General features: G+C 55.3%; 13 protein-coding genes. 3 read left to right on the top strand and 10 right to left on the bottom strand.

Translation table 11 applies throughout. From position 1 onward, the window contains the following. Nucleotides 1-6: 6 nt before the first annotated feature. Both leuA and MOY_RS11640 read right to left on the bottom strand, forming a co-directional pair. Nucleotides 7-1,713 (bottom strand): 2-isopropylmalate synthase, encoded by a 1,707-nt coding sequence (gene leuA / locus MOY_RS11645; protein ID WP_009099916.1) that lies wholly within the window; start codon nucleotides 1,711-1,713, stop codon nucleotides 7-9. 16 nt (nucleotides 1,714-1,729) lie between these two features. Further along, nucleotides 1,730-2,575: an ion transporter gene (locus MOY_RS11640; protein ID WP_009099913.1), complete on the bottom strand. Its 846-nt coding sequence runs from the start codon at nucleotides 2,573-2,575 to the stop codon at nucleotides 1,730-1,732. A 160-nt stretch (nucleotides 2,576-2,735) separates the two neighbouring features. On the opposite strand from MOY_RS11640, the gene MOY_RS11635 reads away from it, so the two are divergent. Next, the gene (locus MOY_RS11635) at nucleotides 2,736-3,563 is read left to right on the top strand and encodes a DUF6694 family lipoprotein (protein ID WP_235803701.1); all 828 of its coding nucleotides are present in this window, start codon (nucleotides 2,736-2,738) and stop codon (nucleotides 3,561-3,563) included. Here MOY_RS11635 and serB read toward each other — a convergent pair. The 5 genes from serB to pgi form a co-directional block, all read right to left on the bottom strand. After that, the gene (serB, locus tag MOY_RS11630) at nucleotides 3,552-4,478 is read right to left on the bottom strand and encodes a phosphoserine phosphatase SerB (RefSeq protein WP_009099908.1); all 927 of its coding nucleotides are present in this window, start codon (nucleotides 4,476-4,478) and stop codon (nucleotides 3,552-3,554) included. The two genes, MOY_RS11635 and serB, sit on opposite strands and share 12 nt — an antisense overlap. 3 nt (nucleotides 4,479-4,481) lie before the next feature. Continuing rightward, nucleotides 4,482-6,737 (bottom strand): DNA topoisomerase IV subunit A, encoded by a 2,256-nt coding sequence (parC, locus tag MOY_RS11625; protein ID WP_235803700.1) that lies wholly within the window; start codon nucleotides 6,735-6,737, stop codon nucleotides 4,482-4,484. Nucleotides 6,738-6,811: 74 nt separating this feature from the next. Further along, on the bottom strand, nucleotides 6,812-8,731 hold the full coding sequence (locus MOY_RS11620) for a methyl-accepting chemotaxis protein (protein ID WP_050949572.1): 1,920 nt from the start codon (nucleotides 8,729-8,731) through the stop codon (nucleotides 6,812-6,814). 168 nt (nucleotides 8,732-8,899) lie between these two features. Then, a complete protein-coding gene (gene parE, locus MOY_RS11615) occupies nucleotides 8,900-10,795 on the bottom strand; it encodes a DNA topoisomerase IV subunit B (protein WP_009099902.1) in 1,896 nt (631 codons plus the stop codon). Between the two features lie 187 nt (nucleotides 10,796-10,982). After that, a complete protein-coding gene (gene pgi, locus MOY_RS11610) occupies nucleotides 10,983-12,713 on the bottom strand; it encodes a glucose-6-phosphate isomerase (RefSeq protein ID WP_009099900.1) in 1,731 nt (576 codons plus the stop codon). Nucleotides 12,714-12,827: 114 nt separating this feature from the next. On the opposite strand from pgi, the gene cmoA reads away from it, so the two are divergent. Further along, nucleotides 12,828-13,571 (top strand): carboxy-S-adenosyl-L-methionine synthase CmoA, encoded by a 744-nt coding sequence (gene cmoA / locus MOY_RS11605; RefSeq protein ID WP_035540635.1) that lies wholly within the window; start codon nucleotides 12,828-12,830, stop codon nucleotides 13,569-13,571. A gap of 1 nt (nucleotide 13,572) precedes the next feature. After that, nucleotides 13,573-14,598 carry a tRNA 5-methoxyuridine(34)/uridine 5-oxyacetic acid(34) synthase CmoB gene (gene cmoB / locus MOY_RS11600; RefSeq protein ID WP_009099897.1) on the top strand — a complete coding sequence of 342 codons (1,026 nt, stop codon included), beginning with the start codon at nucleotides 13,573-13,575 and terminating at the stop codon, nucleotides 14,596-14,598. A 1-nt stretch (nucleotide 14,599) separates the two neighbouring features. On the opposite strand, the gene MOY_RS11595 is transcribed toward cmoB, so the two are convergent. The 3 genes from MOY_RS11595 to MOY_RS11585 all read right to left on the bottom strand — a co-directional run bounded on the left by MOY_RS11595 (nucleotide 14,600) and on the right by MOY_RS11585 (nucleotide 18,124). Beyond that, entirely contained in the window at nucleotides 14,600-15,274 is a 675-nt protein-coding gene (locus MOY_RS11595) for a zinc metallopeptidase (protein ID WP_009099896.1), read from the bottom strand. Nucleotides 15,275-15,409: 135 nt separating this feature from the next. Then, nucleotides 15,410-16,465, bottom strand: a complete 1,056-nt coding sequence (locus tag MOY_RS11590; RefSeq protein WP_235803698.1) for an App1 family protein — start codon at nucleotides 16,463-16,465, stop codon at nucleotides 15,410-15,412. A 327-nt stretch (nucleotides 16,466-16,792) separates the two neighbouring features. Then, nucleotides 16,793-18,124 (bottom strand): IS200/IS605 family accessory protein TnpB-related protein, encoded by a 1,332-nt coding sequence (locus tag MOY_RS11585; RefSeq protein WP_009099893.1) that lies wholly within the window; start codon nucleotides 18,122-18,124, stop codon nucleotides 16,793-16,795. Nucleotides 18,125-18,144: the final 20 nt, after the last annotated feature.

Genomic DNA, 18,144 nt, shown 5'->3' with positions numbered 1-18,144 from the left:
CTTTGATCAACCCAGCGTTTCTGCCGTCACGTTCGCTGCCACCGGTTGGGTCGAGTGGTGACGGTTAATAGCGCTAAGGACGCCTTTCATGGAAGCGCTGGTGATGCTCTCATCTGTGCCCACACCGAACACCGCTTTGCCGTCGATACGGACTTCTACATAGGCAATGGCTTCAGCGTCAGCACCTTGGCCGCGGGAGTGCTCGTGGTAGTCGATAATCTCTACATCCTGCCCATTGGCCATCAGTGCTTTTATAAAGGCCGCGAGCGGGCCATTACCCTGCCCAGTTAACCGCTGTCGTTCACCCTCTTTCTCGACGACAGCCTCTAACATCACCTTGGGGCTATCAGGTTCAGAAGAGAGACGATGGCTCACTAGTCCAAAGGGCGTGCGCTGCTCTAAATACTCGTCGGCAAAGGCTTGATAGATCATCTGAGAGGTGATCTCTTTGCCCGTACGCTCCGCTACTTCCTGCACGACCTGACTGAACTCGATAGAGAGACGGCGTGGCAACTCTATTCCGTGCTCTTGCTCCAGCAGATAAGAAACGCCGCCTTTGCCTGATTGACTATTAACGCGAATCACCGCCTCGTAGCTACGGCCCACATCAAGCGGGTCGATAGGCAGGTAAGGCACGTCCCAAATGGCATCAGGATTCGCCCGGCGATCCGCCATGCCTTTTTTGATCGCGTCCTGGTGTGAGCCTGAAAAAGCGGTAAATACCAAATCGCCCACATACGGATGACGCGGATGCACCGGCAGTTGGTTGCAGTACTCCACCTCACGCATGATCGGGGTAATATTGGAGAAATCGAGCTGGGGGTGAACGCCCTGGGTGTACATGTTCATGGCCAAGGTGACGATATCCACGTTACCGGTACGCTCGCCGTTACCAAACAGCGTCCCTTCCACACGGTCAGCGCCCGCCATTAGCGTTAACTCTGCTGCCGCCACACCTGTACCACGATCATTATGGGGGTGAACGCTCACAATCAGTGTGTCACGATTTTTCACATGGCGGCAAAACCATTCAATTTGGTCGGCGTAATTATTCGGCGTGGCCACCTCGACCGTCGCTGGTAGGTTAACAATCATCCGGTTATCAACGCTCGGCGCATAGGTGTCCATCACCGCTTCGACGATCTCTACCGCAAAATCCATCTCAGTGGTGGTAAACAGCTCGGGTGAGTATTGAAACGTCCAGTTCGTCTCAGGATGAGACGCCATCAAGTCACGAATTTGTGCCGTAGCATCCACTGCTATTTGCACACACTCCTTTTTATCAACGTTAAAGACTATCCGGCGAAACATCGGATCAGTCGCATTATAGACGTGAACAATCGCATTTTTGGCGCCCTCTAAAGCTTCAAAAGTGCGCTCAATCAGGTGTGGGCGCGCTTGGGTAAGCACCTGGATCGTCACATCGTCAGGAATCTTATCCTGCTCTATCAGCGAGCGCACAAAATCAAAGTCCGTTTGCGATGCCGAAGGAAAACCCACCTCAATCTGTTTAAAACCGACCTTGAGCAACCTATCAAATAGGCGCTCCTTACGCTCTTGATCCATAGGGTCAATCAGCGATTGGTTGCCGTCACGCAAGTCAACACTGCACCAGATAGGCGCTGTCTCAATACGCTGGTTAGGCCACTGGCGGTCAGGCAGCTCTACGGCCACGAAGGGGCGATATTTTTTTGAAGGCTCAGGCAGCATCATGGCAGGGCTCCTAACGTCAGTCGGTTTTGGGTGTATCGGCACGCTGGGTAAGCGCGGCTTCCATACGATCCAGCTGGCTGCGCAACTCTTTTACATCGGCACGCAATCCTTGCATTTCTGCAGCCTCCCCCTCGCCGCTTTCGAAGTCAATCAGTGCGCTCTCTTTTTGCATAACGTCCAGCACAATACCAATCATCATATTCAGGAAAATAAACGCATTGAGAAAAATGAACGTCAGGAAATAGATCCAGGCGTAGGGGTAGTATTCCATGGTGGGGTAAAGCACCGCGGTTGCCCAGCTCTCAAAGGTAGCTACCTGGAACAGCGTCAGCATAGCGAGGGCAATATTTCCCCACAGCTGCTCATCCACGTCATGGAAGATAAAACTGCCAATGGCGGCGTAGATATAAAAGATAATAAACATCAGCAGCGCAACATAGCCCATGCGCGGAATCGACTTAACCAATGACACCAGCAATAGGCGAAGCTCTGGAATCATCGACACCAAGCGGAGCACCCGGAAGATTCTTAACAGGCGTGCCAGCAGCACCATCTCCGAATCATCCATGGGTATGAGGCTGGCGGTCACAATCAAGAAATCAAAAATATTCCAGCCCTTTTTAAAGAAGCTGATTAAGTTTTTTTCTGCCGCCATACGGATCAGTAGCTCAACCAAAAAGAACACCGTGACCGCGACATCTAAGTACATAAGCCACTGTTCAAACTGACTTGCTTCTTCATAGGTGCGCGCCCCTATCATCAAGGCCGACACGACGATGATGGCAATGACTACTGTTTCAAACAGCTTATTGCTGCGCAGCTTCTCAAAACGGGCTTGCCAAGTAGTAAAGGATTCACTCATGGAGCAGGGGTTCTCTAGGGGTGTAATCGGCACACTTTATACCAAACTATTGGCCGTTCCACAGGTGTTGGTAGGTTTTGATTTCGGCGTAGCCGCTAGTGGTCGATATCACTTTCCGGTAAGCTCCTCCCGATTTAACAGCCTGGTTTGAGGTGGATATATGTGGAGCCTACTTAGGCTACCTGCCCTATCACTAACGATGCTGGTGATAGCGGGTTGTTCAGACCCCAAAATAGACACAAGTTCAATGCCCGCTGCGGTTGTCTCTGTCGATAAAGTGCGCGAATCGCTGCCTGCCTATAAACGCAACGAGTTCGACCAAGCGCTGACCATCATTGCAATGTCGTCGTTTAGCGGGGTCAATATCCTCAACCCCCACCGCATGAACGCCGCTGAAATTGCCGAGTCCGCGAATGCTTACATGCACGGCTTAACGGGCGATGAAATTATTGAGCGCGCCGACAAAATGCTGCGTGAGCGACGGGCAAGAGAGCGCGATCAAGCACTACGAACGCTTAACCGCCTGGAAGAAAAAGAAGCCAACGCCGAACAAGACCGCCAGCAACTTACCCAAGTGAGCATTGATCAGGCCGACTACTACCTCAGCACTAGTCCCTACGGCGCCCCGGAGCCTGTGATTGAACTAGCAGTGGCGAACGCGACTGAGCAGACACTATCCCAGCTGATGCTGCGAGGCGAGCTATCAAGCCCTGAGCACGATACACCGTGGGTCGACGAGACGTTTTTATACGTTATTTCTGGCGGGTTAGCGCCGGGCGAAACCGGCCAATGGAGTCTCGCCCCAAACCGATTTGGCCCCTGGGGCGACCCTCAAATTCCTCGGGACGCAATGTTAACGATTACGCTTGAAGGAGTAAGGGATAGTGAAGGCAACTCCCTCTGGAACTCGCCGCCCCTAACGGAATCCGAAGCGGCGAGGCTAGAAGCACTACGCAAAGACTTTGCGGGTATTCGCTTAGCTGATTAGATCGCTGGCGCGGTAGCCCATGAGATAAAGCACCCCATCAATGCCTAGGGTAGAAATTGCCTGACGCGCCTGGGCACGCACAACGGGCTTGGCACGAAAGGCAATTCCCATGCCTGCTTTGGCTAGCATTTTCAGGTCATTGGCGCCATCGCCCACGGCAATGGTTTGCGCAAGTGAAAAGCCTTCCCGCTGAGCGATCTGCTCTAGTAGCAGGGCTTTTCGCTCGGCGTCGACAATCGGCTCCTGCACTTCGCCGGTTACCTTGCCGTTTACGATCAACAATTCGTTGGCATGAATCTCATCAAAGCCCAGCCTCTCTTGGAGGTGGCGGGCAAAGTAAGTAAAGCCCCCAGATAGAATCGCCGTGCGGTAGCCAAAGTGCTTGAGGTTTTTCATTAAACGCTCGACGCCTTCCATCAGCGGCAGCTCAGCAGCGATCCCGGCTAGTACGGACTCGTCCAGCCCTTCGAGCTTGCTCATACGCTCGCGGAAGCTGGCTTGAAAATCCAGCTCGCCACGCATGGCACGCTCGGTCACCGCAGCCACTTCATCGCCCACGCCGTGGCGGCGCGCTAGCTCATCAATGACTTCGGCCTTAATCAGGGTAGAGTCCATGTCAAAGCAGACTAGCCGTGGTTTAGCCAGATCACGGTGATCCTCTTGGATGACAATATCCACCCCCAGCGACTCACCCAATGATAAGGCGGCTTTGCGCAATGCTTCCGTGTCTATCCGGTCGCCGGAGAGGTGCTGTTCCACGCAGTCATGCGCTTCTCCCGGCAGCGATGCATCTGCCAGTTGCTTGGGAGCCCCTGCCTGCAAACCAAACTGCTCGACTAACTCAGCCACTTGCCGCTGGGCGTCCGCGGTGATCCGCGGCGCTAATACGGTTAAAAGAACATCACCGCGTGTCATCTATTACTCCCCTGCTTCTAAACGGTCTACTTTTTGGAAACCCCGCGGCAGCTTGCTGCCTCGCCTACCCCGCTCACCGCGATAATACGCGAGATCGTCGGCTTTTAGCGTCAGCTTGCGCTTACCCGCATGGATAATCAGCTCTTTATCATCCGCCACAACGGCAATATCGCGTACAAACTCCTCGCGCCGCGCGGCTCGGGGGCCAGGAATATCGAGCATTTTATTACCCTTGCCTTTAGACATCTCGGGCAATTGATCCAGTGGGAACAGCAGCAACCTACCTTCGTTAGAAACGGAGGCAACCCACAGCTCGTTGCCAGCAGGCACTTCTATTGGTGCCATTACGCCGCACCCCTTGGGGAGGCTGAGCACCGCTTTACCGGCTTTATTTTTACCCGTGAGCGTATCAAGCCGTGCCACAAACCCATAGCCACCATCGGTGGCAAGCACAAAGCGCTGCTCGGGCGGTGCGAACATCAGCCCGGCCATTTTCGCCCCAGCCGCCACATTGGCACGGCCTGTCACCGGCTCGCCCTGGCCCCTTGCGCTGGGCAGGTTATGCGCCGACAGCGTATAAGCACGCCCGGTGTCATCCAGCAGCACCAGTGGCTGGTTAGTTTTGCCACGGGCCGCCAGGTGGAAGCTATCCCCTGCTTTGTAGGAGAGCCCCTCGGGGTCGATATCGTGGCCTTTCGCTGCGCGAATCCAGCCTTTGTCCGAGAGCACAACGGTAATCGGGTCGGCACCCATGAGTTCAACTTCAGAGAGTGCCTTGGACTCAGCACGCTCCACTAGCGGTGAACGACGGTCGTCGCCGTGCTCTTTGCCCGCCGCACGAATCTCTTTCTCGATTAACGTAGTGAGTTTGGCTTCGCTGCCCAGTAGGCCCTGTAGATACTTTCGCTCTTTCTCTAACTCATCCTGCTCGCCGCGAATTTTCATCTCTTCGAGCTTGGCAAGGTGACGCAGGCGCAGCTCTAAAATGGCTTCAGCCTGACGCTCGGAGAGACTAAAAGCAGCCATCAGCGAGGCTTTCGGGTCGTCCTCCTCGCGAATAATACGGATCACTTCGTCAAGGTCTAGATAAGCGATCAGCAGACCTTCCAGAATATGCAGCCGATCTTCGACCTTGCCCAGGCGGTGCTCTAACCGGCGACGCACTGTGCTGCGGCGAAACTGTAACCACTCACCCAGCATCTCAGGCAGCGGCATGACCCGTGGGCGGCCATCCAGGCCGATGACGTTCATGTTCACCCGCACGTTCTTTTCTAAATCCGTGGTGGCAAACAGGTGCGCCATTAGCGATTCAACATCAACGCGACTAGAGCGCGGTTCAATCACTAAGCGAGTGGGCTCTTCGTGGGTCGACTCATCGCGCAGATCAGCCACCATGGGCAGCTTTTTAGCCTGCATTTGCGCGGCGATTTGCTCTAACACCTTGGCACCGCTCACTTGATACGGCACCGCCGTGATAACAATGTTGGCGTCTTCACGAATATAGCGCGCACGCAGCTTGACGGAGCCTCGCCCGGATTCGTAGAGCTTTCTTAAGTCCGCAGGCGGGGTGATGATTTCTGCATCCGTTGGGAAATCCGGCGCAGGGACGAACGCCATTAAATCAGCAGTCGTGGCGTTGGGGTTGCGCAGCAGATGGCAGGTCGCTTCGACAACTTCCGTCACGTTATGGGGCGGTATATCCGTCGCCATACCCACCGCGATGCCGGTGCCACCATTCAATAACACATGGGGTAATCGGGCCGGCAACACAACAGGCTCTTGCATGGTGCCGTCGAAGTTAGGCGTCCACTCCACGGTGCCCTGACCAAGTTCGCTGAGGAGTACTTCAGCAAACTTGGAAAGTTTGGCCTCGGTGTAGCGCATGGCGGCAAACGACTTGGGATCATCCGGGCTACCCCAGTTACCCTGGCCATCTACAAGTGGATAGCGGTAGCTAAACGACTGCGCCATCAGCACCATGGCTTCGTAACAAGCGCTGTCGCCGTGGGGGTGAAATTTACCCAGCACGTCACCGACAGTACGCGCCGATTTTTTGTACTTGGCATTGGCGTGCAGCGCTAGCTCGCGCATGGCATAAATAATTCGCCGCTGCACAGGCTTCATGCCATCGCCAATGTTGGGCAGGGCCCGATCTAAAATGACGTACATCGAGTAGTCGAGGTACGCTTTTTCGGTGTAGTCGCGCAGGGAGAGTCGTTCGACATCACCCTCCGCTACTTGAATATCCATGTCGATCATATCCTACCTTGACAACAAAACCGCCCCTTGCGGGGCGGCTGATAAGCGGGCACGTAGCCACTTGACATGGCACGCTAGGTTAGTTGATACCTTTCGTTTGACTCGTTAGACAACGTAGCCATTGGTGTTGCTTCTTGAGAGCTACCGTGGAACTCGTCGAGCAGCCCTTTTAAGCGCTGGGCTTGAAGCGACAGCTCATTAGCAGCACCTGCCGCTTGGCTCACCAAGCCAGCATTCTGCTGGGTAACCGTATCCATTTGAGTTACCGCACGATTGATTTCGTCAATACCATTAGTCTGCTCATTAGAGGCTTGGCTGATTTCACTAATGCGTGCAGTGACTTCTTCAATGGAAAGGATGATCTCTTTCATCGCCGCCTCGGCTTCACGAGCATAGCTACTACCTGTCTCAATCTGCTCAGAGGTTTTCATAATTAATCCGTTAATATTTCTTGCGGACGCGGCACTTCTAGAAGCCAGCTCGCGCACTTCGCTTGCCACCACGGCAAACCCACGCCCATGCTCGCCTGCGCGCGCTGCCTCTACAGAAGCATTCAACGCTAATATATTGGTTTGGAAAGCGATATTTTCAATTACATTCACAATGGTGGAGACTTCTCCAGAGCTTTCGTTAATGGCCACCATGGATTGCGCTAGCCGCGAGACCTGCTCGCCGCCCTGCTTCACTTTTTCCGCTGACTCTTTTACGCGCTGATCCGCTTCCTGGGCATTATCGGCATTCCGCTTCACCGTCGCAGCCATTTCTTCCATGGTAGAGGATGTCTCCTGCAGTGAAGCTGCCTGCTGCTCAGTCCGACTGGAGAGCTCGGTATTGCCCGAGGCTATTTCAGTTGATTCGCTGGCGATGGCATCCGCGACGCCGCGCACTTCGCCAAACAAGTGCTGCAATTTATCTGAATAGCGGTTGACTGCGCTGCGCAACTCACCGATTTCATCATCCCGATAAATGGTCAGCTCACGGCTAGAGCCGCTCTGTCCCAGCTGATCAATTTGCAAGGTAGTACTGCGAATTTGCCTTAACAGAATTCGTCCGCCCAACCAGCCAAATGTCAGCAACAGTGCTAATAGCGGAAGAATCACAACTAACAAATCCCGCGTCAGCGTTTGGGCAAGCGCTGTGATCTCATCTTGGGGTGTCATTAACCCAAGCGTCCAACCGGTATCTTGCATGTTAAATAAGCGCACCGAAGCAGGCTCATCCAATACACCCGCGGTCTTCACTTCAATTTCTTCACGCCCTACATTGATGCCATCAATGACCGGTTGCAACCAAGGCATCTCACCCACCAGGTTAGCTAACCCTTGCATATCCGCCGTGGCCAGGTTGGCCCCGGGGAAGTGAATCACATTGCCAGCACTATCCAGCACAAACGCATAGCCGCCGGTAGCGCCGCCGTTCTCGGTTAAAAAATCAGCGACGCCGTCAAGCTGCATATCAATCGTGGCCACGCCAGCAAAAGCGTTATCAAGATAGTAAGGAACGCTACAGGTCACCATGGCTACCCCAGTCGCAGGGTCACGGTAAGCCGTTGACCAAACACACTGCCCTGGCTCAGCACCACGAGCACTGCTGTACCACTCTTCATCCTGATAAGGAGCAGCACCGGGGGCGTTGTAGTCATCCAAAAACTCAAGGCCACCTTCGGCATCTCGCGCCCAAAAGAAACTGTAACGCTCAGTTCCCGCTTCAAAGGCATTTGGTTCGGGCCAAATACCACCTCCGGCAATGGCAGCATTACCATTGTCATCCACCACCCTAGGGAAGGCTTGCAGATAAAGGTCTTCTTCGCGAGGAAGTGATTCAGCCAACGCGGCAAGGCTCGATGTATTGCCTTCAACCCTGGCAAGCTGTGCATTCAGGGCGTTAACAATTGAGCCCCCCGTTCGATCTACCAGCGACTGGCTGGACTCAATCACCAGAGGCTGCCCTCGCCATGCCATTACGGCGTAGATACTTGCCGCCATTAATAGCATAAGTGCAAATGCAGCCAACGTTAGCTGCCTAGAGATAGTTTTAAACAATGTCGTTCCCCTTTTAGAGTGATATTGTAATTAGGCGTATTTGTGACAGTTTCTCTTATTCTATTATCGGCTTAATACCCCAAAGCCTTAACGTTGCTTTACAAAACCACAAAGACAGAGCTATACCTCAATGTCTGCGAGGTTGCCGTAATCTTCCAGCCATTTTTTGCGGTCGCTGGCGCGCTTTTTGGCCAGCAGCATATCCATCATTTCCATGGTGCCGTCGCCCTCTTCTAGGGTGAGCTGAACTAAACGGCGGGTTTCCACGGCCATGGTGGTTTCACGTAACTGCAGCGGGCTCATTTCACCCAAGCCTTTAAAGCGCTGAACATTGGGCGTTCCACGCTTGTTGGCCAGCTGTTTGAGAATGGCGGCTTTTTCGCTCTCATCCAGGGCGTAGTGAACTTCTTTACCTAAATCGATGCGGTAAAGCGGTGGCATCGCTACATAAACGTGGCCTGCATCAACTAGACTCGGGAAGTGGCGAACAAAGAGCGCGCATAACAGCGTTGCAATGTGCAGACCGTCGGAGTCGGCATCCGCGAGAATGCACACTTTGTGATAGCGCAACTTCTCCAGATCCGCACTGCCTGGGTCGGCACCGATCGCCACGGCGATATCGTGCACCTCCTGAGAGCCGTAAATATCGTGGGTCTCCACTTCCCAGGTATTCAGAATTTTGCCGCGCAGTGGGAGAATCGCTTGGGTTTCGCGATTACGCGCCTGCTTAGCGCTACCGCCAGCGGAGTCACCCTCAACTAAAAAAAGCTCGCTTTGGGCGGGGTCTTGGCCGGAGCAGTCGGCGAGTTTGCCAGGCAGCGCAGGGCCAGAAGTAACCTTTTTACGGGCGACCTTTTTGGACTTTTTCTGACGCTGCTGTGCGGCGCTGATCACCATTTCAGCCAGCTGTTCAGCCTGCTCAACATGATGATTAAGCCATAGTGAGAAGGCGTCTTTCACTACGCCAGAAACAAAGCCTGCAATGGTACGAGATGAGAGGCGCTCTTTGGTCTGCCCAGCAAACTGGGGGTCGAGCATTTTCACCGAGAGCACGAAAGAGGCACGCTCCCACAGGTCTTCGGCGGTAAGTTTAATGCCCCGAGGCAACAGGCTACGGTATTCACAAAACTCCCGCAGCGCGTCTAACAGGCCAGAGCGAAACCCATTGACATGGGTGCCGCCTTGGGGAGTCGGGATCAGGTTAACGTAGCTCTCCAGCAGCGCCTCACCGCCTTCGGGTAGCCACTGAATTGCCCAATCCACGCCGTGCTCATCATCAATAAAGTGACCAATGAAGGGCTCTTTGGGCAATACCTCGTAGCCGTCGGTGGCTTCGGCTAGGTAGTCGCGCAGGCCATCTGCATAGGCCCACTCGGTTTTGGTTCCGTCGGGTTCTACCAGCGTGACGGACAGCCCAGGGCACAGCACGGCTTTGGCGCGCAACAGGTGTTTTAGCTTGGAGAGTGCAAGCTTCGGGTTATCGAAGTAGCTTTCATCGGGCCAGAAACGCACCAACGTACCGGTCGCCTTCTTGGCAGCTTTACCAATTTCATGCAGCTCTTCGACTTTTTCACCAAACTCAAACGCCATGGCGTGACGCGTGCCGTTACGCGTAACTTCAACGTCTAGCCTGCGCGACAGAGCATTAACCACCGACACCCCTACCCCGTGCAAGCCCCCTGAAAAGCGGTAGCTGGTGGAGGAGAACTTGCCGCCCGAGTGCAGCTTGGTGAAGATCAGCTCAACGCCCGACACGCCGTGCTCGGGGTGCAGGTCGATGGGCATGCCGCGACCATTGTCCTGAACCTCAATAGCGCCATCGCTATGCAGCACCACGCTAATCGCCGTGGCGTGACCGGCGAGCGCCTCATCGACACTGTTGTCGATCACCTCTTGAGCGAGGTGGTTGGGCCGCGATGTATCGGTGTACATACCGGGACGCTTACGCACCGGTTCGAGCCCGGACAGGACTTCAATAGAGCTCGCGCCGTACTGGGAGGCATCAAACTGGGTCATGTAGCGTCAGTTCCTGAAAAATAACGGTTCCTGAGAAAAGTAGACGTGCCAGCCGCACAGCTAGTGACAAGCGCGGCTGACAAATGGGCACAGGATAGCGGAAAAGCAAAAAGCTGTATATCTAGCCATGCTTATCGCAAGCAATGTGATAGAGGGCATCCCCCTCGTCAGAGGTTGCGGAGCGCCATTACTTGCTCGCTGACTCCTGCTCCGCTGCCCAAAACGCCTCGATTAGCCCACGGCTAGAGGCATCCATGCGGGATATATCACCCTCACCATCGATGATTGCCTGGGTATCAGTGGCAATTTGCTTGCCGAGTTCTACGCCCCATTGATCAAATGGATTGATGTCCCATATCACCGCCTGCACAAATACTTTGTGCTCGTACAGGGCAATCAGCGCACCCAGGGTCGCTGGCGTTAGTTTATCCAACAGCACGGTAGAAGAGGGCTGATTGCCTCGGTAGCGCTTGTGCTCTGGGCGGGGGCCATCATCTTCCAAGGCGTCATCTCCTAGCATGAGTACCCGGGACTGGGCGAAGCAGTTCGCCAGCGCCAACCGGTGCTGGGCTTTCAAGTGGCGGCGGGTATCCGGGTCTTCTACCTCATCGTAGCGTTTCAACGGGGCAATAAAATCACACACCACCGGCTGAGTGCCTTGATGAAGCAACTGATAAAACGCGTGCTGCGCGTTGGGGCCAAGCTGCCCCCATAGTACCGGGCAGGTTGAGTAGTTCACCGCCTTACCCTGACTGGTGACTGACTTGCCGTTGGATTCCATCTCCAGCTGTTCAAGATAGGCAGCAAAGTACTCCAACCGTCCATCGTAAGGCAGAATCGAATGGGCGCGAATATCTAGAAAATTGACATTCCAAATACCTGCCAAGCCCAACAGCACCGGCAGATTGTCTTCCATCGGCGCATTGCGGAAATGAGTATCCATCGCATGGGCACCCGCCAGCAGTTCGCGGAAGTTCTCCATGCCAACTACCAGCGCAATAGGCAAGCCAATGGTGCCCCATAGCGAGTAGCGCCCTCCTACCCATTCCCAGAACATCAGCTGATGATCTGACGCAATTCCCCACTCGCTCATTTTATCGGGGCTAGCGGAAACCCCTATGAAGTGCTGGCGAATGACCAGCTCCGCGCTGACGGGATTGGCATGGGTACGGGGTTGCTGGCCGCCATCCAACACATCGCTATGCTTGGAAAGCCGCCCTAGCAGCCAGTCGCGGGCTGTGTTGGCATTAGAAAGCGTATCGATGGTGGTGAACGACTTTGACGAGAGCACAAAAATAGTCGTTTCCGGATTAAAGCGGCTTAAATAATCCGCCAGTTGGGAGCCATCCATAGTGGAGGCAAAATGTACCTCTACCGGGTGAATATCCTTCGGTCGATAGTCCGCCAGGGCGTGGGTGACCATCAGCGGCCCTAAGTCCGAGCCGCCCACCCCCAGGTTCACCACATGCCGGATCGGTTTGCCGGTCGCCCCCCGCCACTGCCCCGCGTGCAGCCGCTGCACTAGGCGCTCCATCTGGGCAAGACTCTCATGCACGTCGCTGACCACGTTGTGGCCTTCCACATTAAGCACGGCATCGGCAGGTAGCCGAAGAGCGGTGTGCAGCGCTGGACGATTTTCGCTTACATTTACCCGCTTACCGCTCAACAGGGCATCAATCGCCCCTGGCACGCCTGCTTCATGGGCAAGTGCTAACAGGTGTTCTAGGGTGTCGTCGTCCCAGCGCTGCTTGGAAAGGTCCAGGGTGAGCCCCGCCACTTGACGCGTAAAGTTAGTCCAGCGGCTGGCATCGTCGCCAAATAGATTTCTCAAATGAACGCGTTGCAGCGACTGAGCATGCTGCGTAAGCGTTTGCCATGCGGGTAGCGTATCTGGGGTTGCGCGTGTTGCTGATGCCATGTGCCCTCTCCTGTGGCGTCATTCCATGTGGCAGGAATCTGTGATGGGCAGGTCTGTTCTGGTTAACCAAGGCCGCGTAAACTACGCAGCCTCATTAACAAACCTGGCTAGCCCATGAGTGATGCATCTTACCGCGACGCTATCTTTTCAACACCCCTTGATAAGGTGGCAAGGTTCTCCTTCGACGAACAGGTGGTCGCGTGCTTCCCTGATATGATCCGCCGTTCGGTGCCCGGCTATGGGCAAATCCTTGGCATGTTGAGCTTAATTGCCCAGCGCCACCTGCGCCACGGCGCCCACGTCTACGACTTGGGCTGCTCATTGGGGGCGTCGGGGTTGGCGCTGGCGGGCGCGCTGCCTGCCGATGCGTTTCGCTACACCGGGGTCGACCTTTCACCTGCCATGGCGGCTAGGGCCAAGCAAACGTTTCAAGAAGAGTGCCCTGATCACGCCATGCAGGTGGAAGAAGCCGACATACGCACGCTTGAGTATGCGCCTTCGGGCATGATCATTCTCAACTTTACGCTGCAGTTTCTACCGCCCGCTGATCGTGATGCGCTGTTAACACGGCTTTACGACGCATTAGAACCCGGCGGCGTGCTGATTTTGTCGGAAAAAACCATCGATGCCGACGAGCGCGACAACGCCTGGCGGGTGGAGCGCTACCACGACTTCAAACGAGCCAATGGCTACAGCGATATGGAAATCAGCCAAAAGCGCACCGCGCTGGAAAACGTCTTGATCCCTGACACCTTAGATGCCCTCCATGGCCGCTTAGTCAAGGCGGGTTTCCCCCGCTCAATGACCTGGTTCCAGTACCTGAATTTCACCTCGCTAATCGCCTTTAAGGAGGGGTGACGTGCCGCTATTGCCCGACGACCATCGCGTGCTCTATCAAGCGTTTTTAGACCAGGCAACGCAAGACGCCACGTTAACACCGTGGCTAGCCAAGCTACCCGAGCAGCTCGCCAATGGGCTAGACCGCCAGCGCCACGGCGACCTTTCGGCCTGGGAAAAAGCAGTCGCTAAACTGCCCAGCCTGCCAGCTGAGCGCCACGTCGATCTGACCAGCGATACGCTGACGGTCGACGTGGCCTTGACTGATAGCCAGCAGCGCCAGTGCTTTAACCTGCTGCGCAAGCTCGCCCCCTGGCGCAAAGGCCCCTTTCGGCTTGGTGGTATTGATATCGACACCGAGTGGCGCTCTGACTGGAAATGGCAACGCGTCGCCCCGCACCTCGCCCCCTTAAAGTACCGCAAGGTACTGGATGTGGGCGGCGGCAGCGGCTACCACGCTTGGCGCATGGCCGGTGAGGGCGCAGCTTTTGTACTGGTCATTGACCCTTCGCCGCGCTTTTACTGGCAGTTTCAGGCGGTGCGCCACTTTGTCGGCAACGCTGATGAAGGCCGTACGCAGTTTCTGCCGGTGGGCATAGAAGACGTACCGGAAAAACTGGGCTTTTTCGATACGGTATTTTCCATGGGCGTACTCTACCACCGCCCTTCACCTCTTGAGCACTTACAGCAGCTGAAAGATGCGCTAGCCCCCGGCGGCGAACTGGTGTTAGAAACGCTGGTGGTGGAAGGCGATGAACAAACGGTGTTTGTGCCCGGCGAGCGCTACGCCGCAATGCCCAACGTTTATTTCCTGCCCTCTTCAAAAGCGCTTTGCCACTGGCTAGAACGGTGTGGATTTACCAACGTGCGCGTGGTGGATGAAGCGGTAACAACGCTTGACGAGCAACGCTCAACCGAATGGATGACCTATCAATCACTGGCGGATTTTCTCGACCCCAACGACCGTACGCGCACCATTGAAGGCTATCCCGCCCCACGGCGAGCGGTGATATTAGCGAATAAGCTTGGCCTATCCGCTGCAACATAACCTAGCGCCTCAAAATCACCAGCCAGCGGCCCAAGTTCATCACGCTGGCAAGTGATGCAGCTACGTAGGTAAACGCGCAAGCGGTGAGTACGTGGCGAGCACCGGGCATATCGTAGGGGGGGACGTACTCTTTGAGCAGTGGCAGTGCGCGGTTAAAACTGGCATCGAACTCCACGGGTAGCGTTACGAGATGCACGAGCGCGGCGGTACCAAAGCTAATCACCGCCATGGCGATCACCACGGCTAACCCGCCTGGCAGCCGGGTAAGCACAAACAGGAAAGGGGCCGCCATCATTAAAATAGCGCCCAGCTTTTCGGCTTTCTGAGCCACTTGCACTAAACGGCTGCGCGCTAGCAAGGGCGTATAGCCTTCATGGTGCTGGATGGCATGCCCCACTTCATGGGCAGCCACGGTGACGGCGGTAAGCGAGCGGCCATCGTAGTGGTCGGGGGAAAGGCGCACACACCGCGCTTCGGGGTCATAGTGGTCGCCATACTCCGTGCGCTCAACTTTTACGCCTTCAACTCCTAGCCTGCGTAGTAAGTGGTCGGCTAGCTCCGCCCCGGTGCCCGGGTAATCGTCACGCCCACGGGTATGGCGCTTTAGCACCCATTTCGCCCACAGGTTGGGCAGCACAAAAACTGCCAGCGCCAACGCAATTAATACGATGAACATAGAAGCACTGAGCCTGAAAACGCCGCGAACATAATATTCACCCCTGATGAAAGGTCTAACTAAATGACCCGTTTATAGGCATTTAGTTTTATCACGTTCGCCGCAGCGCTGCATATGGCAGAGCTGGTTTGCCATTCAGTCCGGGTTGTTTCGGTGTGTTTCGACATCCCGCTGCACTGCCTGCAGCCCTCTGGCAGAAATATCGCCTTGGGCATAAGCATGCTCAGCAATCAAGATACTGTCTGCCGCGAGCACCAATTCACACGCGGTATCAGCCAATTCATCACGCAAGCGTTGAATAGCCGCTTCGCGCTTAGGGTCTTTATCTACCCGCCGAATATAGATCGCTTTAATCCGCCCTGGATAGGCTTTGACGACCTCGGTATAGACCTCCGGGTCGTGCTGGCCGCTATCACCAATTAAGATACACGGCATATCGCTATAGAGCGTCAACATACGATCGATAAGATCACGCTTATGGGCTTCCGCTCGCCGCGGCCATGGCTTGCGCAATGATATCCCCCACTCGCGCAGAAAGAGAATAGGGCCAACGGGAATGCGGTTAAGCTGAAAGAAGGTTTCCAGCATTTCATAAATAGCCCAAGGCCCCCTGGAAACATACAGAATAGGCCGCTCAGCCTTTTCGCTTTTACCGCGATAGAGCGCCTGATAGAGAGAAGCAACCCCAGGAAATGCCGTGCGACGATGAGGTTTACGCACAAATAAGCGGTAAAGCATTTTGAGCTTTTCTGCCACGCCAGTGAACATAACCGTATCGTCGATATCGCTAATGACAAGCAGGTCAGCCTCAGGCGGTGGCACGTAAACCTCAACGCTGGTGCGAACGGGCGCCTGCCCTTTGGCGTGCACCAAGATATCGGCTCGGTGCCAGGAAACATCCACCGGCAGGGTGGAACTGATAGGCAAATGAGCGTCAAAATAGCCGTCGCGATCGGTTGTCATGCATAGCTGATTGCCGCCCACATGGATCTCAACCTGAGCATCAGGTAAACCACGCCGAAAGATACGCCGGGCCACATCGGCTGTGTCCCGCAGCATTCCTCGGCGAGGTATCGCACGCCCCAGGGCCGCCTGACGAAACACCCGGCCCATAACAAATATTTCACGCTGAGAACCGTAACCACGATAAGGATGCACAACCATCCCACCGCGCCCGCTGTCCCGCTTCATGGGCTTTGCAATAACGTGAGTGAGCCTTTTGGCAAAGCTTACCCATGGGTGATACCACGCCATTAAGCGTACAAGCCGGGGCAGCGGCACGGCGAGTATTTACCGGGTAGCGGAAAAACGCCTTTGGCGAACCTAGCCCTACGTTTAGCGCGCATTAAGTGGTTCATCATGCTCTCCTTTTCCTGATGAGATAGAGGTCAACAGCTGTTAACCAGTTTGGCGCATCCGTTACCACCGTCAAGCGCCACAAGCCAAGCAACTGGTAACAAGGCACTTGAACCCTCCGGCGATTCATTCCAAGAATAGAATCACGGATTCTTATCACTCTCACGCGCTTTGTGGCCAAAGCGTGGAGAGCGTGACCGGGGTTCGCGGTATATGAGTCGACATCTGCGATCTCACACGGGCAGTCGGCTTACGCTGACCGCCCTGAAAAACAACATGGCCGCGAGCGGCGATGTTATAGGCCGCGTTAAGATCGGCGTGGTAGCGCTTGCCGGAGCGAAACGTGCACTGGCTGTAGTTGCTCTTATCGCGCTTTACCTGCCCAGAGCCGTCGAAGGCGTGGCGGGACGTACCACGGGCATACACAGCGACACAACGCAGCCCGACTTCGACGGCTTTGCTACCGATGCGTGCCACAAGCTGACGATGAAACCAGCGGTGAAACCGCGCCTTCATCGGCGTGCGCTTTTGGCCCGCCTTAGGTCGCCAGCCCTTCAGGTTTTCGACTGCAATGGCCTGGCAGTGATGATCAACCGCTAGGTTGACCAGTTGCCGACTGATCTGATGGGCTTGGTTATCGGCGAGATGGCTCAACCGTTGGTGGTCGCGGCGACAAAACCCTGGCGGCAACCGACTACCGTGGCGGGTGTGCTTTTTAGCGGTCTGGCGAATGCGGGCCATCAGTCGATACTCCCGGTCTTTATCCGTGCGCGAGATAAAGCCTCGCGCATGGACAGTGCCTTGAGTATCGACGACCGCCCAGGTGGCCGCTGTATTAATGCCCACATCCACTGCTAGCACACGATCAGGAGCACCTTTCACTGGCTTCGGTGGCTCGAATTGCTCAGGCAACGATAGTTGCCACTGTCGTCCGTTGGTGGTCAGCAGTGGGGATTTTGCCTTGCCTTTGCCTCGAAACCGGCAGGTGCCTTTTAGCCCAAATCTCATCCAGATCCAATCATTCTGCCAGCGCACCTTGATGAAGGCATGGGTGGCATCGGCATTAATCTTGGCGCACTGGCTGCCGTAAAGGCTTGGAAAGGTTTTGGTGCTGGAGGTTAGGCGAGGTGGCTTGGCGTGTGGATGTTTGCGCTGACCACATCGCCACTGGTCAAATCGCGTGACGAAGGAGCGAACTTGGCCCACTGCATCCATGATGGCCACGCGGCGAAGATAGGAAGGAAATTTGTAGTAGCGGTTGGCAAAGTAAGTATAGCGTACCTGCGGGCGCTTGGCGGTCGGATGAATCAGCGCCTCAATGATCTTTACTGCTTGGTTGCCCTGCGAGGCCCCCACCGTCGGCCAGTGGGTATAAGCCACGGTCATCAGATCGCGCACCAACCGCCGATACAGCGCCAGCGTATTCGCCAGCGCCTGTCGTTGATCGGCGCTGGTAACCTGAAGGGTGAGGGTGTCAGAACGAATAATAAGCATCAGATAACTATATATTTATA

The sequence above is a fragment of the Halomonas sp. GFAJ-1 genome, from assembly GCF_000236625.2.
GTDB lineage: Bacteria > Pseudomonadota > Gammaproteobacteria > Pseudomonadales > Halomonadaceae > Vreelandella.
Note: the sequence above shows the minus strand (reverse complement) of the source record. Positions and strands in the feature narration are given on the sequence as shown.

Bases quoted from the DNA above. Each gene is read 5' to 3' on its own strand.
- leuA (WP_009099916.1), bottom strand. From the start codon at position 1,713: ATGATGCTGCCTGAGCCTTCAAAAAAATATCGCCCCTTCGTGGCCGTA.
- MOY_RS11640 (WP_009099913.1), bottom strand. From the start codon at position 2,575: ATGAGTGAATCCTTTACTACTTGGCAAGCCCGTTTTGAGAAGCTGCGC.
- MOY_RS11635 (WP_235803701.1), top strand. From the start codon at position 2,736: ATGTGGAGCCTACTTAGGCTACCTGCCCTATCACTAACGATGCTGGTG.
- serB (WP_009099908.1), bottom strand. From the start codon at position 4,478: ATGACACGCGGTGATGTTCTTTTAACCGTATTAGCGCCGCGGATCACC.
- parC (WP_235803700.1), bottom strand. From the start codon at position 6,737: ATGATCGACATGGATATTCAAGTAGCGGAGGGTGATGTCGAACGACTC.
- MOY_RS11620 (WP_050949572.1), bottom strand. From the start codon at position 8,731: ATGCTATTAATGGCGGCAAGTATCTACGCCGTAATGGCATGGCGAGGG.
- parE (WP_009099902.1), bottom strand. From the start codon at position 10,795: ATGACCCAGTTTGATGCCTCCCAGTACGGCGCGAGCTCTATTGAAGTC.
- pgi (WP_009099900.1), bottom strand. From the start codon at position 12,713: ATGGCATCAGCAACACGCGCAACCCCAGATACGCTACCCGCATGGCAA.
- cmoA (WP_035540635.1), top strand. From the start codon at position 12,828: ATGAGTGATGCATCTTACCGCGACGCTATCTTTTCAACACCCCTTGAT.
- MOY_RS11595 (WP_009099896.1), bottom strand. From the start codon at position 15,274: ATGTTCATCGTATTAATTGCGTTGGCGCTGGCAGTTTTTGTGCTGCCC.
- MOY_RS11590 (WP_235803698.1), bottom strand. From the start codon at position 16,465: ATGAAGCGGGACAGCGGGCGCGGTGGGATGGTTGTGCATCCTTATCGT.
- MOY_RS11585 (WP_009099893.1), bottom strand. From the start codon at position 18,124: ATGCTTATTATTCGTTCTGACACCCTCACCCTTCAGGTTACCAGCGCC.